The organism is Pseudomonas sp. LLC-1 (genome assembly GCF_002992185.1).
Taxonomy (GTDB): Bacteria; Pseudomonadota; Gammaproteobacteria; order Pseudomonadales; family Pseudomonadaceae; genus Aquipseudomonas; species Aquipseudomonas monteilii.
The window spans coordinates 22,891-37,427 of record NZ_LUVY01000007.1 but is presented as its reverse complement, the minus strand read 5'-3'; the positions used below and the strand labels follow the sequence as shown (position 1 = coordinate 37,427).

General features: G+C 61.2%; 14 protein-coding genes and 1 pseudogene. 4 read left to right on the top strand and 11 right to left on the bottom strand.

Features of this window, described 5'->3' with window-relative positions; genetic code table 11:
- Positions 1 to 85 precede the first annotated feature (85 nt).
- Positions 86 to 796 (bottom strand): tRNA-uridine aminocarboxypropyltransferase, encoded by a 711-nt coding sequence (locus tag A0O30_RS06180; RefSeq protein WP_105945908.1) that lies wholly within the window; start codon positions 794 to 796, stop codon positions 86 to 88.
- A gap of 217 nt (positions 797 to 1,013) precedes the next feature.
- On the opposite strand from A0O30_RS06180, the gene A0O30_RS06175 reads away from it, so the two are divergent.
- Complete coding sequence (locus A0O30_RS06175; RefSeq protein ID WP_016715439.1) at positions 1,014 to 1,433, top strand: quorum-sensing-regulated virulence factor family protein; 420 nt, start codon at positions 1,014 to 1,016, stop codon at positions 1,431 to 1,433.
- A gap of 15 nt (positions 1,434 to 1,448) precedes the next feature.
- Here the strand turns inward: A0O30_RS06175 and A0O30_RS06170 are convergent, their stop codons facing one another.
- The gene (locus tag A0O30_RS06170; protein WP_105945907.1) at positions 1,449 to 1,658 is read right to left on the bottom strand and encodes a hypothetical protein; all 210 of its coding nucleotides are present in this window, start codon (positions 1,656 to 1,658) and stop codon (positions 1,449 to 1,451) included.
- A 160-nt stretch (positions 1,659 to 1,818) separates the two neighbouring features.
- On the opposite strand from A0O30_RS06170, the gene A0O30_RS06165 reads away from it, so the two are divergent.
- Complete coding sequence (locus tag A0O30_RS06165; RefSeq protein ID WP_019099313.1) at positions 1,819 to 2,940, top strand: LOG family protein; 1,122 nt, start codon at positions 1,819 to 1,821, stop codon at positions 2,938 to 2,940.
- A 49-nt stretch (positions 2,941 to 2,989) separates the two neighbouring features.
- Here A0O30_RS06165 and recX read toward each other — a convergent pair whose 3' ends face one another.
- From recX to A0O30_RS06145, 5 genes are all read right to left on the bottom strand, one after another.
- Complete coding sequence (recX, locus tag A0O30_RS06160; protein WP_016715436.1) at positions 2,990 to 3,460, bottom strand: recombination regulator RecX; 471 nt, start codon at positions 3,458 to 3,460, stop codon at positions 2,990 to 2,992.
- A 21-nt stretch (positions 3,461 to 3,481) separates the two neighbouring features.
- Positions 3,482 to 4,549, bottom strand: a complete 1,068-nt coding sequence (gene recA / locus A0O30_RS06155; protein WP_105945906.1) for a recombinase RecA — start codon at positions 4,547 to 4,549, stop codon at positions 3,482 to 3,484.
- 103 nt (positions 4,550 to 4,652) lie between these two features.
- Positions 4,653 to 5,135 (bottom strand): CinA family protein, encoded by a 483-nt coding sequence (locus tag A0O30_RS06150; protein WP_060501896.1) that lies wholly within the window; start codon positions 5,133 to 5,135, stop codon positions 4,653 to 4,655.
- A 46-nt stretch (positions 5,136 to 5,181) separates the two neighbouring features.
- Positions 5,182 to 5,331, bottom strand: coding sequence for a hypothetical protein (locus A0O30_RS27765; protein WP_158261452.1), 150 nt, complete (start codon positions 5,329 to 5,331; stop codon positions 5,182 to 5,184).
- A 1-nt stretch (position 5,332) separates the two neighbouring features.
- Entirely contained in the window at positions 5,333 to 5,986 is a 654-nt protein-coding gene (locus A0O30_RS06145) for a hypothetical protein (RefSeq protein ID WP_105945905.1), read from the bottom strand.
- A 251-nt stretch (positions 5,987 to 6,237) separates the two neighbouring features.
- Here A0O30_RS06145 and mutS point away from each other — a divergent pair, with 251 nt between their 5' ends.
- Both mutS and fdxA read left to right on the top strand, forming a co-directional pair.
- Positions 6,238 to 8,823, top strand: a complete 2,586-nt coding sequence (gene mutS / locus A0O30_RS06140; protein WP_105945904.1) for a DNA mismatch repair protein MutS — start codon at positions 6,238 to 6,240, stop codon at positions 8,821 to 8,823.
- A gap of 140 nt (positions 8,824 to 8,963) precedes the next feature.
- Positions 8,964 to 9,287, top strand: coding sequence for a ferredoxin FdxA (gene fdxA / locus A0O30_RS06135; RefSeq protein ID WP_012270863.1), 324 nt, complete (start codon positions 8,964 to 8,966; stop codon positions 9,285 to 9,287).
- Between the two features lie 534 nt (positions 9,288 to 9,821).
- Here fdxA and ltrA read toward each other — a convergent pair.
- The 4 genes and pseudogenes from ltrA to A0O30_RS06110 form a co-directional block, all read right to left on the bottom strand.
- A pseudogene (gene ltrA, locus A0O30_RS06125) lies at positions 9,822 to 11,228 on the bottom strand (group II intron reverse transcriptase/maturase).
- 478 nt (positions 11,229 to 11,706) lie between these two features.
- Positions 11,707 to 12,714 carry an RNA polymerase sigma factor RpoS gene (rpoS, locus tag A0O30_RS06120; RefSeq protein ID WP_003252351.1) on the bottom strand — a complete coding sequence of 336 codons (1,008 nt, stop codon included), beginning with the start codon at positions 12,712 to 12,714 and terminating at the stop codon, positions 11,707 to 11,709.
- A gap of 108 nt (positions 12,715 to 12,822) precedes the next feature.
- A complete protein-coding gene (locus tag A0O30_RS06115) occupies positions 12,823 to 13,683 on the bottom strand; it encodes a peptidoglycan DD-metalloendopeptidase family protein (protein WP_105945902.1) in 861 nt (286 codons plus the stop codon).
- Between the two features lie 215 nt (positions 13,684 to 13,898).
- Positions 13,899 to 14,537 carry a protein-L-isoaspartate(D-aspartate) O-methyltransferase gene (locus tag A0O30_RS06110; RefSeq protein ID WP_164525271.1) on the bottom strand — a complete coding sequence of 213 codons (639 nt, stop codon included), beginning with the start codon at positions 14,535 to 14,537 and terminating at the stop codon, positions 13,899 to 13,901.

Here is a 14,537-nt window from a genome sequence, read left to right as displayed (position 1 = left end):
GGTCAAGCCGATCGCCCTGCCGTCTCGCCCACCCTGGCTGCCAGCTCCGTCATTATGAACCAAAGCAGGGGTTGTGCCCCTTGGACTATAGGAAGGTATGCAAACGCTGGTGGGTGTCGTCCTGCTCGTCCAGCGGCAGGCGCCGCTTGCCACTCAGGTAATGCAGGCTGAACACATCCAGGTAGGCATCCAGTGCCTGCGAGGCCTGGCTGTCGCCGGCCAGGTCCAGGCACATGGCGGCCACTTCTGCCGTGCAGAAGTGATCGTCACGCTTGGAACGCCGCAGGCGGTAACGCGACATCTGCTCGGCCTGCAGGCTCAACACCGGGAAGCGGTCCAGGTACGGGCTTTTGCGGAACATCTTGCGCGCCTCGGTCCAGGTGGCATCCAGCAGGATGAACAACGGGCGCTTGCCCGGCTCGCGCACCACCTCGCTGACCACCCGCTGTTCAGCCACGAACTCGCCCGGGAAGACGATATAGGGCTGCCAGCGCGGGTCGTCGAGCAGGGCCAGCAAACGCTCGTCCACCGAGGTGCGCAGCCAGCCAAAAGCGGAGGTGTCTTCGATCAGGTCGGCAATCAGCCAGCCGGTGTTGGTAGGTTTCAACGGCTCGGTGTCATGCATCAGCAGGCATACGCCGGAGTCAGCCTGTACACGGGGTTTCCAGGCACACAGGCAATGGGTAGCAATCACCCGGCAATCCGCGCAACGCTCTGCACGCGAACCACGGGCGATGAATGGCTTGTTGCTGCGGGCCAGACGTTCAGCGCGCAGGCGCGCTACCGCATGGCTCATGCCGGCAGGCCTCTGGTCGATTTGGAAATGGGCACAAGGATGACTCGGAGAACACAAGGGCGCCAGTCTACCAGAACAGGGGGCAATTGCTGTGCAGGCTGCAAGGCGGTCTTTATAATCGGGCCTTTACCGTGCCCGGATCTTGCCTTGCGCGATTTCACGGAACACCGTCGACCCGCGCATGTCAAAGCGCCAGTCATCGAACCAGGAGAGATTCATGCTGCGCCTTATCGCCCCCGCCCTGAGCCTGTTGCTCGCCCTGCCGTTGGCAGCACAGGCGGCATCCAAGCAGGACTACGACCTTAACAAGATGCTGCAGAAGGTTGCCAAAGAAAGCAGCGTCGGCACCCCGCGCGCCATCAACGAGGACATCCTCGACCAGGGTTACACCGTAGAGGGCAAGGCGCTGGTCAACCACCTGAGCGTGCGCCAGAGCCACGCCGAGCGCATGCAGGCCAACCCCGAGCAGGTACGCAGCCAGCTGGGCGACAGCGTTTGCCGCAACAGCGGGTTCCGTAACCTGATGTCCAAGGGTGCGGTCATGGTTTATCGTTTCACGGTCTACAAGACCAACCAGCCAATCATGGATCAGGCCTTCGACAGTGCCAGCTGCGTGGCCGGCAACAAGAAGAAGTAACCGCCGCGTATCACGCTACACCTGCTCCTTCTCGCGGGCGCACCAGCGCCCTTCGGCGGCATCGGCGCGCATCTCGGCCAACAACGCCTGCAGGTAGCGCGACTGGCACTCCAGCCCCTCCAGCCTGCGGCGGCACTCGGCCTCAAGGCTCAGGTGATGCACCTGGGCCGCGCTCTCCAGCAGCCGGTAGAGCGGCCCGTCCACTTCGATGGTCAAGCGATGCATACCGCCACCTCCTGCATCGACACGTTTCGCTTTACCAGTTAACCAAACCCGTGCCGCCAATGGGTGCATGCCGACGGGCGGCGCTGCCAAACAACCCGGCACGATCAGGCGCGACGGTCTAGATTGAGGTCATAGGTATTGGTGCAGAAGGAGACGTTGCATGCCTTACCAATCGAATGAACTGCTGTTCAGCCACTTCCGCGACAACAACATCGATCTGAGCAACATCGACGCACAACTGCAACTGGTAGCACCCGACAGCCCCAACTTGCCGCTGTACCGCGACATGATGCTGACCATCCTGCGCATGGCCCATGACGACAGCGACCGCTGGAGCGCCAAGATCACCTTGCAAGCCCTGCGCGAACTGGACCAGTCGTTCCGCACCCTGCAGCGCTACAAGGGTCGGCGCAAGGTGACCGTGTTCGGTTCGGCACGTACCCCGCTGGAACACCCGATGTATGCCTTGGCCCGCGAACTGGGCGCCACCCTGGCACGCTCCGATCTGATGGTCATTACCGGAGCGGGTGGCGGCATCATGGCGGCCGCCCACGAAGGCGCCGGCAGCGAGCACAGCCTGGGCTTCAACATCACCCTGCCCTTCGAACAACATGCCAACCCCACGGTGGGCGGTACCGACAAGCTGTTACCGTTCCACTTTTTCTTCATCCGCAAGCTGTTTTTTGTCAAAGAGGCTGATGCCCTGGTGCTGTGCCCTGGCGGTTTCGGCACCCTGGACGAAGCGCTGGAGGTTCTGACCCTGATCCAGACCGGCAAAAGCCCATTGGTGCCGGTGGTGCTGCTGGACTCGCCTGGCGGCAGCTTCTGGCGAGACTGCCTGGACTTCATCAGCCGCCAGCTGGAAGAAAACCGCTACATCCTGCCCAGCGATCTGAAGCTGGTGCGCCTGGTGCACAGTGCCGACGAGGCGGTGGAGGAGATCAACCAGTTCTACAGCAACTACCACTCCAGCCGCTGGCTGAAGAGCCAGTTCGTAATCCGCATGCACCACCCGCTCAGCGAAGCAGCGCTGTATGACATCCAGGAGGGTTTTGCCGACTTGCGCCTGAGTGGCAAGTATCACCAGCAGCCAGACAGTGGTGCCGAGCATGAGGTGGGTAATTTCAGCCACCTGACCCGCCTGTCGTTCGCCTTCAATGGCCGGGATCAGGGCCGGTTGCGTGAGCTGGTGGATTTCATCAACCTGCCGGAAAACTGGGCCAAGCCGCAGCCGATGCATACCACGCAACGGGCCAGGGAGGCGTTGAAGGTCAGCTCTTGAGTGTCGCCTGCTTTGGGGTCGCAGCGCGGCCCCGGCATTTCAGCAATGATCAGTAATCATCCAGATCTCGCCCACTGAGCAGGCGACCGATCAAATCCATGGGGAAGCCCCGGTAAGCGAGAAACCGGGTCTGCTGGGCACGGCTGCGCGGGTCTTGCGGGCGCTGCCCGGCGAACTTGCGCTGCCACACATCACGCATACGCTCTGCCCAATCCACCTCGCTCTCGCGTAGCGCCTGCTCGATATCAGCACGCGCCAAACCACGCTGGCCAAGCTCTTCGCGAATACGCGCAGGGCCATAGCCAGAGCCGGAACGGTAGCGGATAAAGCTTTCAAGGTAGCGGGCTTCACTCAGCAGCCCTTCTTCGGCGAGCCGATCGAGCTCAGGCTCGATCAGCTCATCCGAAGCGCCGCGCTGACGCAGCTTGCGCGTCAGCTCGACGCGACCGTGCTCACGTCGCGCGAGCAGGTCCATGGCTGTCCGCCGAATGGCGACGGGGGTGTCGAGTACGGCGGACATGTTCAGCTATCTACCGCGCAATCAATAACCGGCGTCAGCGTCGGCCATGTCATCGGCATCAGCTTCGGCAGCCGCAGCTTTGCCAGCAGCAGCGACAGCGCCAGAAGTCAGCAACTTGTCGCGAATCTGCTTCTCGATCTCGGCACCAATCGCCGGGTTCTCAGCCAGGTACTTGGCGGCGTTGGCTTTACCTTGACCGATCTTGTTGCCCTGGTAGGCATACCAGGCACCGGACTTCTCGACCAGACCTTGGGAAACACCCAGGTCGATGATTTCGCCGTTGCGGTAGATACCCTTGCCGTAGAGGATCTGGAACTCGGCCTGACGGAACGGTGGCGAAACCTTGTTCTTGACGATCTTGACGCGGGTTTCGCTGCCGACCACCTCGTCGCCTTCCTTGACCGCACCCGTACGACGGATGTCCAGGCGCACCGAGGCGTAGAACTTCAGGGCGTTACCACCGGTGGTGGTTTCCGGGCTGCCGAACATTACGCCGATCTTCATACGGATCTGGTTGATGAAGATGACCAGGCAGTTGGCGTTCTTGATGTTACCGGTGATTTTGCGCAGCGCCTGGGACATCAGGCGAGCCTGCAGGCCCACGTGCATGTCACCCATTTCGCCTTCGATTTCGGCCTTCGGCACCAGGGCAGCCACGGAGTCGACGATGATCACGTCAACAGCGTTGGAACGCACCAGCATGTCGGTGATTTCCAGGGCCTGTTCGCCGGTGTCCGGCTGCGAAACCAGCAGGTCATCGACGTTGACGCCCAGCTTGCCCGCGTATTCAGGGTCGAGGGCGTGCTCGGCGTCGACGAAGGCGCAGGTGGCGCCGTTTTTCTGGGCTTCGGCGATGACCGACAGGGTCAGCGTGGTTTTACCCGACGATTCCGGGCCGTAGATCTCGACGATACGGCCTTTTGGCAGGCCGCCAATGCCCAGTGCGATGTCCAGGCCCAGCGAGCCGGTGGAGATGGCAGGGATAGCCTGGCGCTCGTGGTCGCCCATGCGCATGACTGCGCCTTTACCGAATTGGCGTTCGATCTGACCCAGGGCCGCAGCCAAGGCGCGCTTCTTGTTGTCGTCCATTGAAATCCTCACGTGTTCGACGTGGCCCTGACGGCCGGAATACCTGTATAAGTAGCCAGTATTATTCCACAGGCCGGCGCTCACGCAAACCCCTGTCGTCGATTTACTCGGCACCAAGCTGTAACAAGCCGTCTAACGCGGCGATCACCGTCTGCCGGCGCACCGCCTCGCGGTCACCGTCGAACTGCCGGCGCTCGCTGAAGACCCGACTGCCATCGCCCCAGGCCAGCCACACGGTACCCACCGGCTTGGCGGGCGAGCCACCGTCCGGCCCGGCCACCCCGCTTACCGCCACGGCAAAGCGCGCGCCACTGGCGGCCTGGGCGCCTTTGACCATGGCTTCGACCACTTCCTGGCTAACCGCGCCCACCTGGCCGAACAGCACCTCTGGCACCCCCAGCTGGCGGGTTTTCTGGGCATTGGAATAGGTGACATAACCGGCCTCGAACCAGGCCGAGCTACCGGGTACACGGGTTATGGCTTCGGCGATGCCGCCGCCGGTGCAGGATTCGGCGGTGGTCACCTGCGCGCTGAAGCGGCGCAGATGCTCACCCAGACGCGTGGCAAGCGTGGTGATCGGGTCCATACAGGGCTCCTTGAAGGCTGCCCTCTACCCTATCAGTTAGTTGCTTTCACTGATATTCGGCCAGGTCGCGAAGCGGGCAGCCACAACGGCGACAGACCTGCCGCGAAATGACGATCTCGCCAATGAACAGGCGTTCGACCTCGACCGGTTTGTGCCTGTACAGCCCGCAGATCATGCGCCTGAGCCAATGGGGCATGTCAGAAGTTCAGCCGCAGCACGGTACGCCAGAAGTTCTTGATCGGTGAACGCCGGTGCTTGGCCCAGTTACGCTCCCACCACTCATCCTCATTGCGCACTACCTGCTCCAGATCGCTACCCGCCACGGCTGCAGCATGTTGGCGATACAGCATCGGGAACACGCAGTGCTGACGAATCTTGTGCTTGACCACCACATCCACGGGCGTGCCATCGTAAGGCGTCTCTGCCAGGATCCGGCAGCCTTCGCGCGACAGTACATAAGCGTGCAGTGCAACCACCCGTCCCCTGGCAATGAACGGGAACCACGTCAGCCAGGTTCGCCCCATGGAATAGCCCAGATGCAGGGCCTGGAAAGAGCGTGTCTGCATGAAGCGGTTCACCCAGCGCACCCGCGAAGCCTTGAAATCATAAGCCTTGGCATCGTCTTCGAAGATCAGGATTCGATCCAGCCCGTTGTCCAGTGCGTGGCGTGCCAACTGCTGGTGCGATTCGTAGCAACCCCGCTTGGGGTCACTGTTTTTCGCCACGACATGAAAGACCACTTCATTGTCCAGCTGCCGCCCGATGGTTTCACTGAACAGCTTGCGCCGGTCATCCCGCGTGTCGAGGGAAATACAAAACACCGCATCGACATCAAAACGAATTCCACTCACTGCACTAACCAACCTGATTGCAATAACGGTTAACTTGGCACGGCCAAAAGGGCGCAATCTTCCATGGGAGCCCCATGCTGTCAACAAGCCATGCCCCCACGCCTGCACTGCCCGGCGTTGCAGGTTCTGCCTGTGCGGCAGCCGTGGTAACCTATGCGGCTTGAAAATTCAGGTGGGTCTCGGCGCCGCGCATGCAACACGGAACGCCTCAATTTGCCCCACAATGTTGAGACCTACACTCTAAGTCTTTGATGAATAAAGCACTCTCCGATCTTTCCGCACACACCCCGATGATGCAGCAGTACTGGAAGCTGAAAAACCAGCACCCGGACCAGCTGATGTTCTACCGCATGGGCGACTTCTACGAGATCTTCTACGAAGATGCCAAGAAGGCCGCAAAACTGCTGGACATCACCCTGACCGCGCGCGGTCAGTCGGCTGGCCAGTCCATCCCCATGTGCGGCATTCCGTTCCATTCGCTGGAAGGCTACCTGGCCAAGCTGGTCAAGCTGGGCGAATCGGTGGTGATCTGCGAACAGATCGGCGACCCGGCCACCAGCAAGGGCCCGGTCGAACGCCAGGTGGTGCGCATCATTACCCCCGGCACGGTCAGCGACGAAGCCCTGCTCGACGAGCGCCGCGACAACCTGATTGCCGCGCTGCTCGGTGACGAACGCCTGTTCGGCCTGGCCGTACTGGACATCACCAGCGGCAACTTCAGCGTGCAGGAGATCAAGGGCTGGGAAAACCTGCTGGCCGAACTCGAGCGCCTGAACCCGGTCGAGCTATTGATCCCCGACGACTGGCCACGCGACCTGCCAGCCGAGAAGCGCCCGGGCGCCCGCCGCCGCGCCCCGTGGGACTTCGACCGCGACTCGGCGCGCAAGGCGCTGTGCCAGCAGTTCGCAACCAAGGACCTCAAAGGCTTTGGCTGCGACAAGCTGACCCTGGCCATTGGCGCCGCCGGTTGCCTGCTGACCTACGCCAAGGAAACCCAGCGCACGGCCCTGCCGCACCTGCGCAGCTTGCGCCACGAGCGCCTGGACGACACGGTCATCCTCGATGGCGCCAGCCGGCGCAACCTGGAGCTGGACGTCAACCTGGCGGGTGGGCGTGACAACACCCTGCAATCGGTGGTCGATCGTTGCCAGACCGCCATGGCCAGCCGCCTGCTGAGCCGTTGGCTGAACCGCCCCTTGCGCGACCTCAAAGTACTGCAGGCACGTCAGGACTCGATCCGCTGCCTGCTCGACGGCTACCGCTTCGAGAAGCTGCAGCCACAGCTGAAGGAAATTGGCGATATCGAGCGCATCCTCGCCCGTATCGGCCTGCGCAATGCCCGCCCTCGTGACCTGGCGCGCCTGCGCGATGCCTTGGGCGCGTTGCCCGAGCTGCAAAACGCCATGACCGAGCTTGAGGCGCCGCACCTGGCGCGCCTGGCAGCCATCACCGGCACCTACCCGGAGCTGGCCAGCCTGCTGGAGCGTGCAATCATCGACAACCCGCCGGCGGTGATCCGCGACGGCGGCGTGCTCAAGGCCGGCTATGACAGCGAGCTGGACGAGCTGCTGGCCATCAGCGAAAACGCCGGCCAGTTCCTGATCGACCTGGAAGCCCGGGAAAAGGCCCGCACCGGCCTGGCCAACCTCAAGGTCGGCTACAACCGCGTGCATGGCTACTTCATCGAGCTGCCGACCAAGCAGGCCGAACAGGCACCGGGCGACTACATCCGCCGCCAGACGCTCAAGGGTGCCGAACGCTTCATCACCCCTGAGCTGAAAGCGTTTGAGGACAAGGCACTGTCGGCCAAAAGCCGTGCCCTGGCCCGCGAGAAGATGCTCTACGACGCCCTGCTGGAAACCCTGATCAGCCACCTGGCGCCGCTGCAGGACAGCGCCGCGGCCCTGGCCGAACTGGATGTACTCAGCAACCTGGCCGAACGTGCGCTGAACCTCGACCTGAACTGCCCGCGCTTCGTCGACGAGCCGTGCCTGCGCATCGAGCAGGGCCGCCACCCGGTGGTGGAACAGGTGCTGACCACGCCATTCGTGGCCAACGACCTGGGCCTGGACAACAGCACGCGCATGCTGATCATCACCGGCCCGAACATGGGCGGTAAGTCCACCTACATGCGCCAGACGGCCCTGATCGTGCTGCTGGCGCACATCGGCAGCTTCGTACCGGCAGCCAGCTGCGAGCTGTCACTGGTCGACCGCATCTTCACCCGCATCGGCTCCAGTGACGACCTGGCTGGCGGGCGCTCGACCTTCATGGTCGAGATGAGCGAAACCGCCAACATTCTGCACAACGCCACCGACCGCAGCCTGGTGCTGATGGATGAAGTAGGCCGTGGCACCAGCACCTTCGACGGTCTGTCGCTGGCCTGGGCCGCCGCCGAGCGCCTGGCGCAATTGCGTGCCTACACCTTGTTCGCCACCCACTACTTCGAGCTCACTGTACTGCCGGAGAGCGAGCCGCTGGTGGCCAACGTGCACCTCAATGCCACCGAGCACAACGAACGTATCGTGTTCCTGCACCACGTCCTGCCTGGCCCCGCCAGCCAAAGCTACGGCCTGGCCGTGGCGCAACTGGCCGGCGTGCCGACGGCGGTCATCCAGCGCGCCCGCGAACACCTGGGCCGCCTGGAAACCACCAGCCTGCCGCATGAGCCGGCCCCGGCGCAAAAAGCCAAGGACACGCCACAAGTGCCGCACCAGAGCGACCTGTTCGCCAGCCTGCCACACCCGGCCATCGAGAAGCTGGGCAAGCTGCAACTGGACGACATGACCCCGCGTCAAGCTATCGAAATGCTATATCAACTAAAGAACCTGTTATAACGGCAGCCACTACAAGCTGGTAGAATCCGCCGCGGTTTGCTGGTGCTGCAGGTTATTAGCCTGGCCTGCAGCCACATACCTGTAAACCGCGCGGCCCTGAGAGGAAGGGCCGCCGCCGTCGCCTGAGGAGAGAACTAGAAATGACCTTCGTCGTCACCGACAACTGCATCAAATGCAAATACACCGACTGCGTGGAAGTCTGTCCGGTGGACTGCTTCTACGAAGGCCCGAACTTCCTGGTCATCCACCCGGACGAGTGCATCGACTGCGCCCTGTGTGAACCGGAGTGCCCAGCACAAGCCATCTTCTCGGAAGACGAAATCCCAGCCGGGATGGAGAACTTCATCGAGCTGAACGCCGAACTGGCGGAAGTCTGGCCGAACATCACCGAGCGTAAGGACGCCCTGCCGGACGCTGAAGAGTGGGACGGCAAGACTGGCAAGATTGCAGACCTGGAGCGCTGATAGCGCCCGGACACGAAAAAGGCCCCTAGGGGCCTTTTTTGTTTTTCTGCGGGCAAAAAAAAGGGGCGGTTTGACCCGCCCACATTTTTTCCGTAGTCCCTGCTTGTCCCAAACATCATCCTGATGAAATCGCGTCTTGCGATGTCCTTGGCCTCCTCCCTGGAAGCCTGTGCATGTCCGTGTGCACAGTTCGAATACTAGCGGCTTCAGCTGAGCGGGCAAGCGCGAAACCTCACAAGGTATTACACGGGACACATTTCCACACAGCCGAATAACGCATGATTTTCAATGAGTTGGAAAAATACCGGGGCTGAAAACGACAATGATTTACTGAGACTTGCATAGATAGCTTACAAAACAAGTAAGAAAAGGCTTACATGCAATGTTACCGAGGTGGCGCCATACATCACGGGACTGCTTTGTAGCCCCTCGACAGACGCACACGAAAGACCTGTTTTCATCAATCGAGTAGGAGGCGGATTCACATCCGCCGTCCTCTCACACCACCGTACGTACGGTTCCGTATACGGCGGTTCAGGTTATGCGGTTAAGTCGGTTTATCGTATCCAGTACCGAGACCAGTCCAAGACCATCCCACAACTTCTTCGGTAGCGCCTGATTCATATGTGGCGCTCCCGAATTCCACCATGGGCCACGCCCATTGACCGTCGATTTCCACGCACGCGCCCCATCGATACCTAGCCGGATCAGGTTACGAGCCCTCGTCGAGGGTCGCTTCCATTGCCGCCACAGCATGCAACGAAGTACGTGACGCACCCATCCATCGACCGTTTCCAAAGCCCTTTTGCCTTGAGTGAGCTTGAAGTAGCCCGCCCAACCACGTAGCACCGGGTTGATACACTCGATGACACTTGCCATCTTGCGGCCCTGTGCGCCGCGCAGCAGTTCCTTGAGCCGGTCGCGTAAACGACGCAGGCTCAAGGTGGCGATTCGGAGCCTGGGCTGTCGGTGACTGCTCATTCCATAGCCCAAGTAGTCACAGGCCCAAGGCTCTTTCCCCGGTTCAACTTCAGTTTCAAACGTTGATTCAGGAAATGCTCAACGCTGTTCATCGTCCGTTCGCCTGCACGAGGGCTGCGCACATAGATGTTCGCATCATCGGCGTAACGCACGAAGCGATGACCGCGACGCTCAAGCTCTCGATCAAGTTCGTCGAGCAGGATATTCGACAGCAACGGCGAGAGCGGGCCGCCTTGCGGCGTCCCCTGTTGCCGTTGGTTGACGATCCCGCCCGACATGACCCCGGCTTCGAGGTAGCGACGGATCAGTTTGAGCACACGCTTGTCTTCAACGTGACGCTGCACGCACGCCATCAGAGTGTCGTGGTTGACTCGATCAAAGAACTTCTCAAGATCGATCTCCACGCACCAGCGATGGCCCGCCACCACATGGGCACGTGCCATTTCAACGGCTTGGTGAGCGCTTCTGCCCGGACGGAAGCCGTAGCTGAAATCCGAAAACAGTGGGTCGAAGATAGGTGTGAGCTGTTGCAACAGGGCTTGCTGGATGAGGCGATCAACGACACTCGGGATACCCAACTGTCGTGTTCCGCCTGCGGTTTGGGAATTTCAACCGCTCGTACAGCTTGGGGATGGTATTCACCGGCCAACAATCTGGCTTTAAGAATGGGCCAATACTGTTTCACGTAGCCTGCCAATTCGGCGACCGTCATGCCATCGGCACCCGGTGCTCCCTTATTGCTGACCACGCGTTGATACGCACGCTTGAGGTTGCTCGGTGCAAGCACCCGCTCCATCAGCGTGTCCGGCTCCGCTTTCGTCCACGTCATAGACGCCGCCGATACCTGCGCGCTGCCAGCCGTCATCCTCGGATACCGTCCGGGACCAGGAGTGGCAGTTTCTCTGGGAGAACTTTCTGCATTTCGGTATTCAACGAGACTTTAACGCCTACTGGCGGCATAACCTGTTCGGCCCTTGGTGACGCGGTTAACCGCCACTTACTACGGCTTCGGCTGACTTCTGCACGCTCATCCCGTCGCCTCTCGACGCTCGGTAGCACAGTGGCGAACGTGCAGATCTCCCAGGGTAATTCGCGCGACTTTCCTGCTTATGCCTGTCGGATTTACGTCACAGCGTTCCGTGCAAGTATTGGGCTTTGGTGAGTGTGGCCACCTTACCCCGCTGTACCGCCTAATCCGCTTCCTTTTCGTCAGGCCAGCATTTTGCCTCGGGCTTCCTTCAGATTCGTAGTCGCCTACGACACCCTTGCCTCTGGCTAACACTTCCCCTTGCCGGGTGTGTAGAGGACTTTCACCTCCAAGTCACCAGCGAGGCCACCACAGCCAAGCTGGTTGCGCTTGCGCGCAACGCGCCATGCCTGGCGCACCACACAAAAACGCCCCGAGGTCATCGGGGCGCTTTTGATTTACAAGCTTTCGCTACTGGAACAACGACTCGCTGGACAGGCCGTTCTTCTCCAGGATCTCACGCAGGCGCTTGAGCCCTTCTACCTGGATCTGCCGCACCCGTTCCCGGGTCAGGCCGATCTCCAGGCCAACATCCTCCAGGGTGCTGCTTTCATGCCCGCGCAGGCCAAAGCGGCGTACCACCACTTCACGCTGCTTGTCGGTCAACTCCCCCAGCCACTGGTCGATGCTCTGCGACAGGTCGTCATCCTGTAGCAGCTCGCACGGGTCTGTCGGGCGGTCGTCGGTCAGGGTGTCGAGCAGGGTCTTGTCCGAATCCGGGCCAAGCGACACATCCACCGAAGACACCCGTTCGTTCAGGCCGAGCATGCGCTTGACCTCGGCGACGGGCTTCTCCAGCAACGTGGCGATTTCTTCCGGGGAGGGTTCGTGGTCCAGCTTTTGGGTCAGCTCGCGCGCCGCGCGCAGGTAGACGTTCAGCTCTTTGACCACGTGAATCGGCAAGCGAATGGTGCGGGTCTGGTTCATGATCGCCCGCTCGATGGTCTGGCGAATCCACCAGGTCGCATAGGTCGAGAAACGGAAACCACGCTCCGGGTCGAACTTCTCGACCGCACGAATCAGCCCCAGGTTGCCCTCCTCGATCAGGTCGAGCAGCGACAGGCCACGGTTCACGTAACGACGGGCAATTTTAACAACCAGGCGCAGGTTGCTTTCGATCATGCGCTTGCGGCCAGCAGGGTCACCCTTTTGCGACAAACGCGCAAAATGCACTTCCTCTTCCGGCGAAAGCAGCGGCGAGAAGCCGATTTCGTTGAGATACAGCTGGGTGGCATCGAGCGCCCGGCTGTAATCGATGTACTTGTGTTGCTTGAGCGAAGAGCCCGACTTGGCCCTCGTCCGAACCGAAGATACAGCAGGTTCGTCTGACACCACATCCGTTTCCAAAACGATACCCGTCTCCATCAGGAGGACGTCATCGTCGATGTCAAACTCCGGCACTTCTTTACTGAGAGCCATTGTTATAGTCCTTTGCTGAGTTCGAACTCAGACTCGAGCGGCACCTTTATCCCTGGCAGCGCTTGAGCCTGTCCCCTCTACATCACAGGAACAGGCCGGGTACAACGATCAACGGCGTGGCAGGAACTGGAGTGGATCGACGGGTTTGCCCTGGCGGCGAATCTCGAAATGCAGCTTCACCCGATCTGTGCCCGTAGACCCCATTTCAGCAATCGACTGCCCTGCCTTGACCTGCTGCCCCTCCCGAACCAACAGCCTGCGGTTATGACCGTAGGCACTGACGTAGGTATCACTGTGCTTGATGATGATCAGCTCGCCGTAGCCCCTTAAACCACTCCCGGCGTAAACCACCGCACCATCAGACGCAGCAAAAACAGGCTGTCCCAAATCACCGGCGATATCAATGCCTTTATTCAAACTACCGTTTGAAGCAAATTTTCCAATCAGCACGCCGTTGGCAGGCCAGGTCCAGCCGCCTACGGCGCGCTCTGCCGCAGGCACGGTGGTGGCAACCGGCGTACTGGTGGAGGTTGCCGGCGTTGCCGGTTTGCTGGGGTTGGCAGGCGTCACAGCAGTCGTGCCTACGGGCCTGCGGGTGACCGTGGTGCGGCTCGATGAAGAGGGGCTGGACACCACCGTGGTACTGCTGCTGGAACCGCTGCTGAAACGAATCGCTTGCCCCGGGCGAATGGTATAAGGCGCCGCGATGCCGTTGCGTGCGGCCAGCTCCTTGTAGTCCCAGCCATAGCGGAAGGCAATGGAGAACAGCGTGTCACCCGGCTTGACGACGTACTGCCCGGACGTCACCGCCGGGCGCTTGGGCACGGTGTTATTGCGGTCGACTACCCGCGCACTGCTGTTGCTGCTGGTGCTCGAGCAACCCACCAGTAGCGTGCCCATGGCCAGTGCAATCACCAGAAGCTTGAAACCCGACCCGTCCTTGCGCTGCCGAATGACTGTGTGACCCACCCGCGCTCCCCTCATGGTGCCGAAAAACGATATGAAGACAAGAAATGCAATATTGTTGCAATTATAACCAAGCCGGCCAGTATTGGCAGGCGGGTGCAAAAGGCTGTTGCAATACCCCGGTGCGAGCTAGCGCTTTCTACCGCCAGATAGACAGGGCGAAGCGGCAAGAATTCGCCGCTGGCGCAAAAATACCGCGCGGCTCATACCCGCAAGCCTCAGGCCAGCGGACCATTGAGTAGCGGGACGAAGCGCACGGCCCCCAGCACGCGCCGGGAGAATCCATGCTCCTCGCGCACGATCAGCATCAGTTGCTGCGCTTCGCCGGTCGCCCCCACCGGGATCACCATGCGCCCCCCGGGTGCAAGCTGGTCAAGCAATGCCTGCGGCACTTCTGGCGCCACCGCCGTGACGATGATGCCGTTGTACGGCGCCAGCGCCGGCCAGCCTTCGCAGCCATCGCCCCAGCGGAATACCACGTTGCGCAGGTTCAGTTCCACCAGGCGCTCTTTGGCCCGGTCCTGCAGCACCTTGATACGCTCCACCGAAAACACCCGTTCCACCAGCTGGGCCAGGATCGCCGTCTGGTAGCCTGAGCCGGTACCAATCTCCAGCACCTTGTCCAGCGGCCCGGCCTCGAGCAGCAGCTCGCTCATGTGGGCAACCATGAACGGCTGCGAGATGGTCTGGTTGTGGCCGATGGGCAATGCGGTGTCTTCGTAGGCACGATGCGCCAGTGCCTCGTCGACGAACAGGTGGCGCGGGGTGCGACGAATCACGTCGAGCACCTTGGTGTTCGAAACGCCCTCTTCGCACAGACGCTGGATCAGCCGCTCCCGGGTACGCTGGGAGGTCAT

Bases quoted from the DNA above. Each gene is read 5' to 3' on its own strand.
- A0O30_RS06180 (WP_105945908.1), bottom strand. From the start codon at position 796: ATGAGCCATGCGGTAGCGCGCCTGCGCGCTGAACGTCTGGCCCGCAGC.
- A0O30_RS06175 (WP_016715439.1), top strand. From the start codon at position 1,014: ATGCTGCGCCTTATCGCCCCCGCCCTGAGCCTGTTGCTCGCCCTGCCG.
- A0O30_RS06170 (WP_105945907.1), bottom strand. From the start codon at position 1,658: ATGCATCGCTTGACCATCGAAGTGGACGGGCCGCTCTACCGGCTGCTG.
- A0O30_RS06165 (WP_019099313.1), top strand. From the start codon at position 1,819: ATGCCTTACCAATCGAATGAACTGCTGTTCAGCCACTTCCGCGACAAC.
- recX (WP_016715436.1), bottom strand. From the start codon at position 3,460: ATGTCCGCCGTACTCGACACCCCCGTCGCCATTCGGCGGACAGCCATG.
- recA (WP_105945906.1), bottom strand. From the start codon at position 4,549: ATGGACGACAACAAGAAGCGCGCCTTGGCTGCGGCCCTGGGTCAGATC.
- A0O30_RS06150 (WP_060501896.1), bottom strand. From the start codon at position 5,135: ATGGACCCGATCACCACGCTTGCCACGCGTCTGGGTGAGCATCTGCGC.
- A0O30_RS27765 (WP_158261452.1), bottom strand. From the start codon at position 5,331: ATGCCCCATTGGCTCAGGCGCATGATCTGCGGGCTGTACAGGCACAAA.
- mutS (WP_105945904.1), top strand. From the start codon at position 6,238: ATGAATAAAGCACTCTCCGATCTTTCCGCACACACCCCGATGATGCAG.
- fdxA (WP_012270863.1), top strand. From the start codon at position 8,964: ATGACCTTCGTCGTCACCGACAACTGCATCAAATGCAAATACACCGAC.
- rpoS (WP_003252351.1), bottom strand. From the start codon at position 12,714: ATGGCTCTCAGTAAAGAAGTGCCGGAGTTTGACATCGACGATGACGTC.
- A0O30_RS06110 (WP_164525271.1), bottom strand. From the start codon at position 14,537: ATGACCTCCCAGCGTACCCGGGAGCGGCTGATCCAGCGTCTGTGCGAA.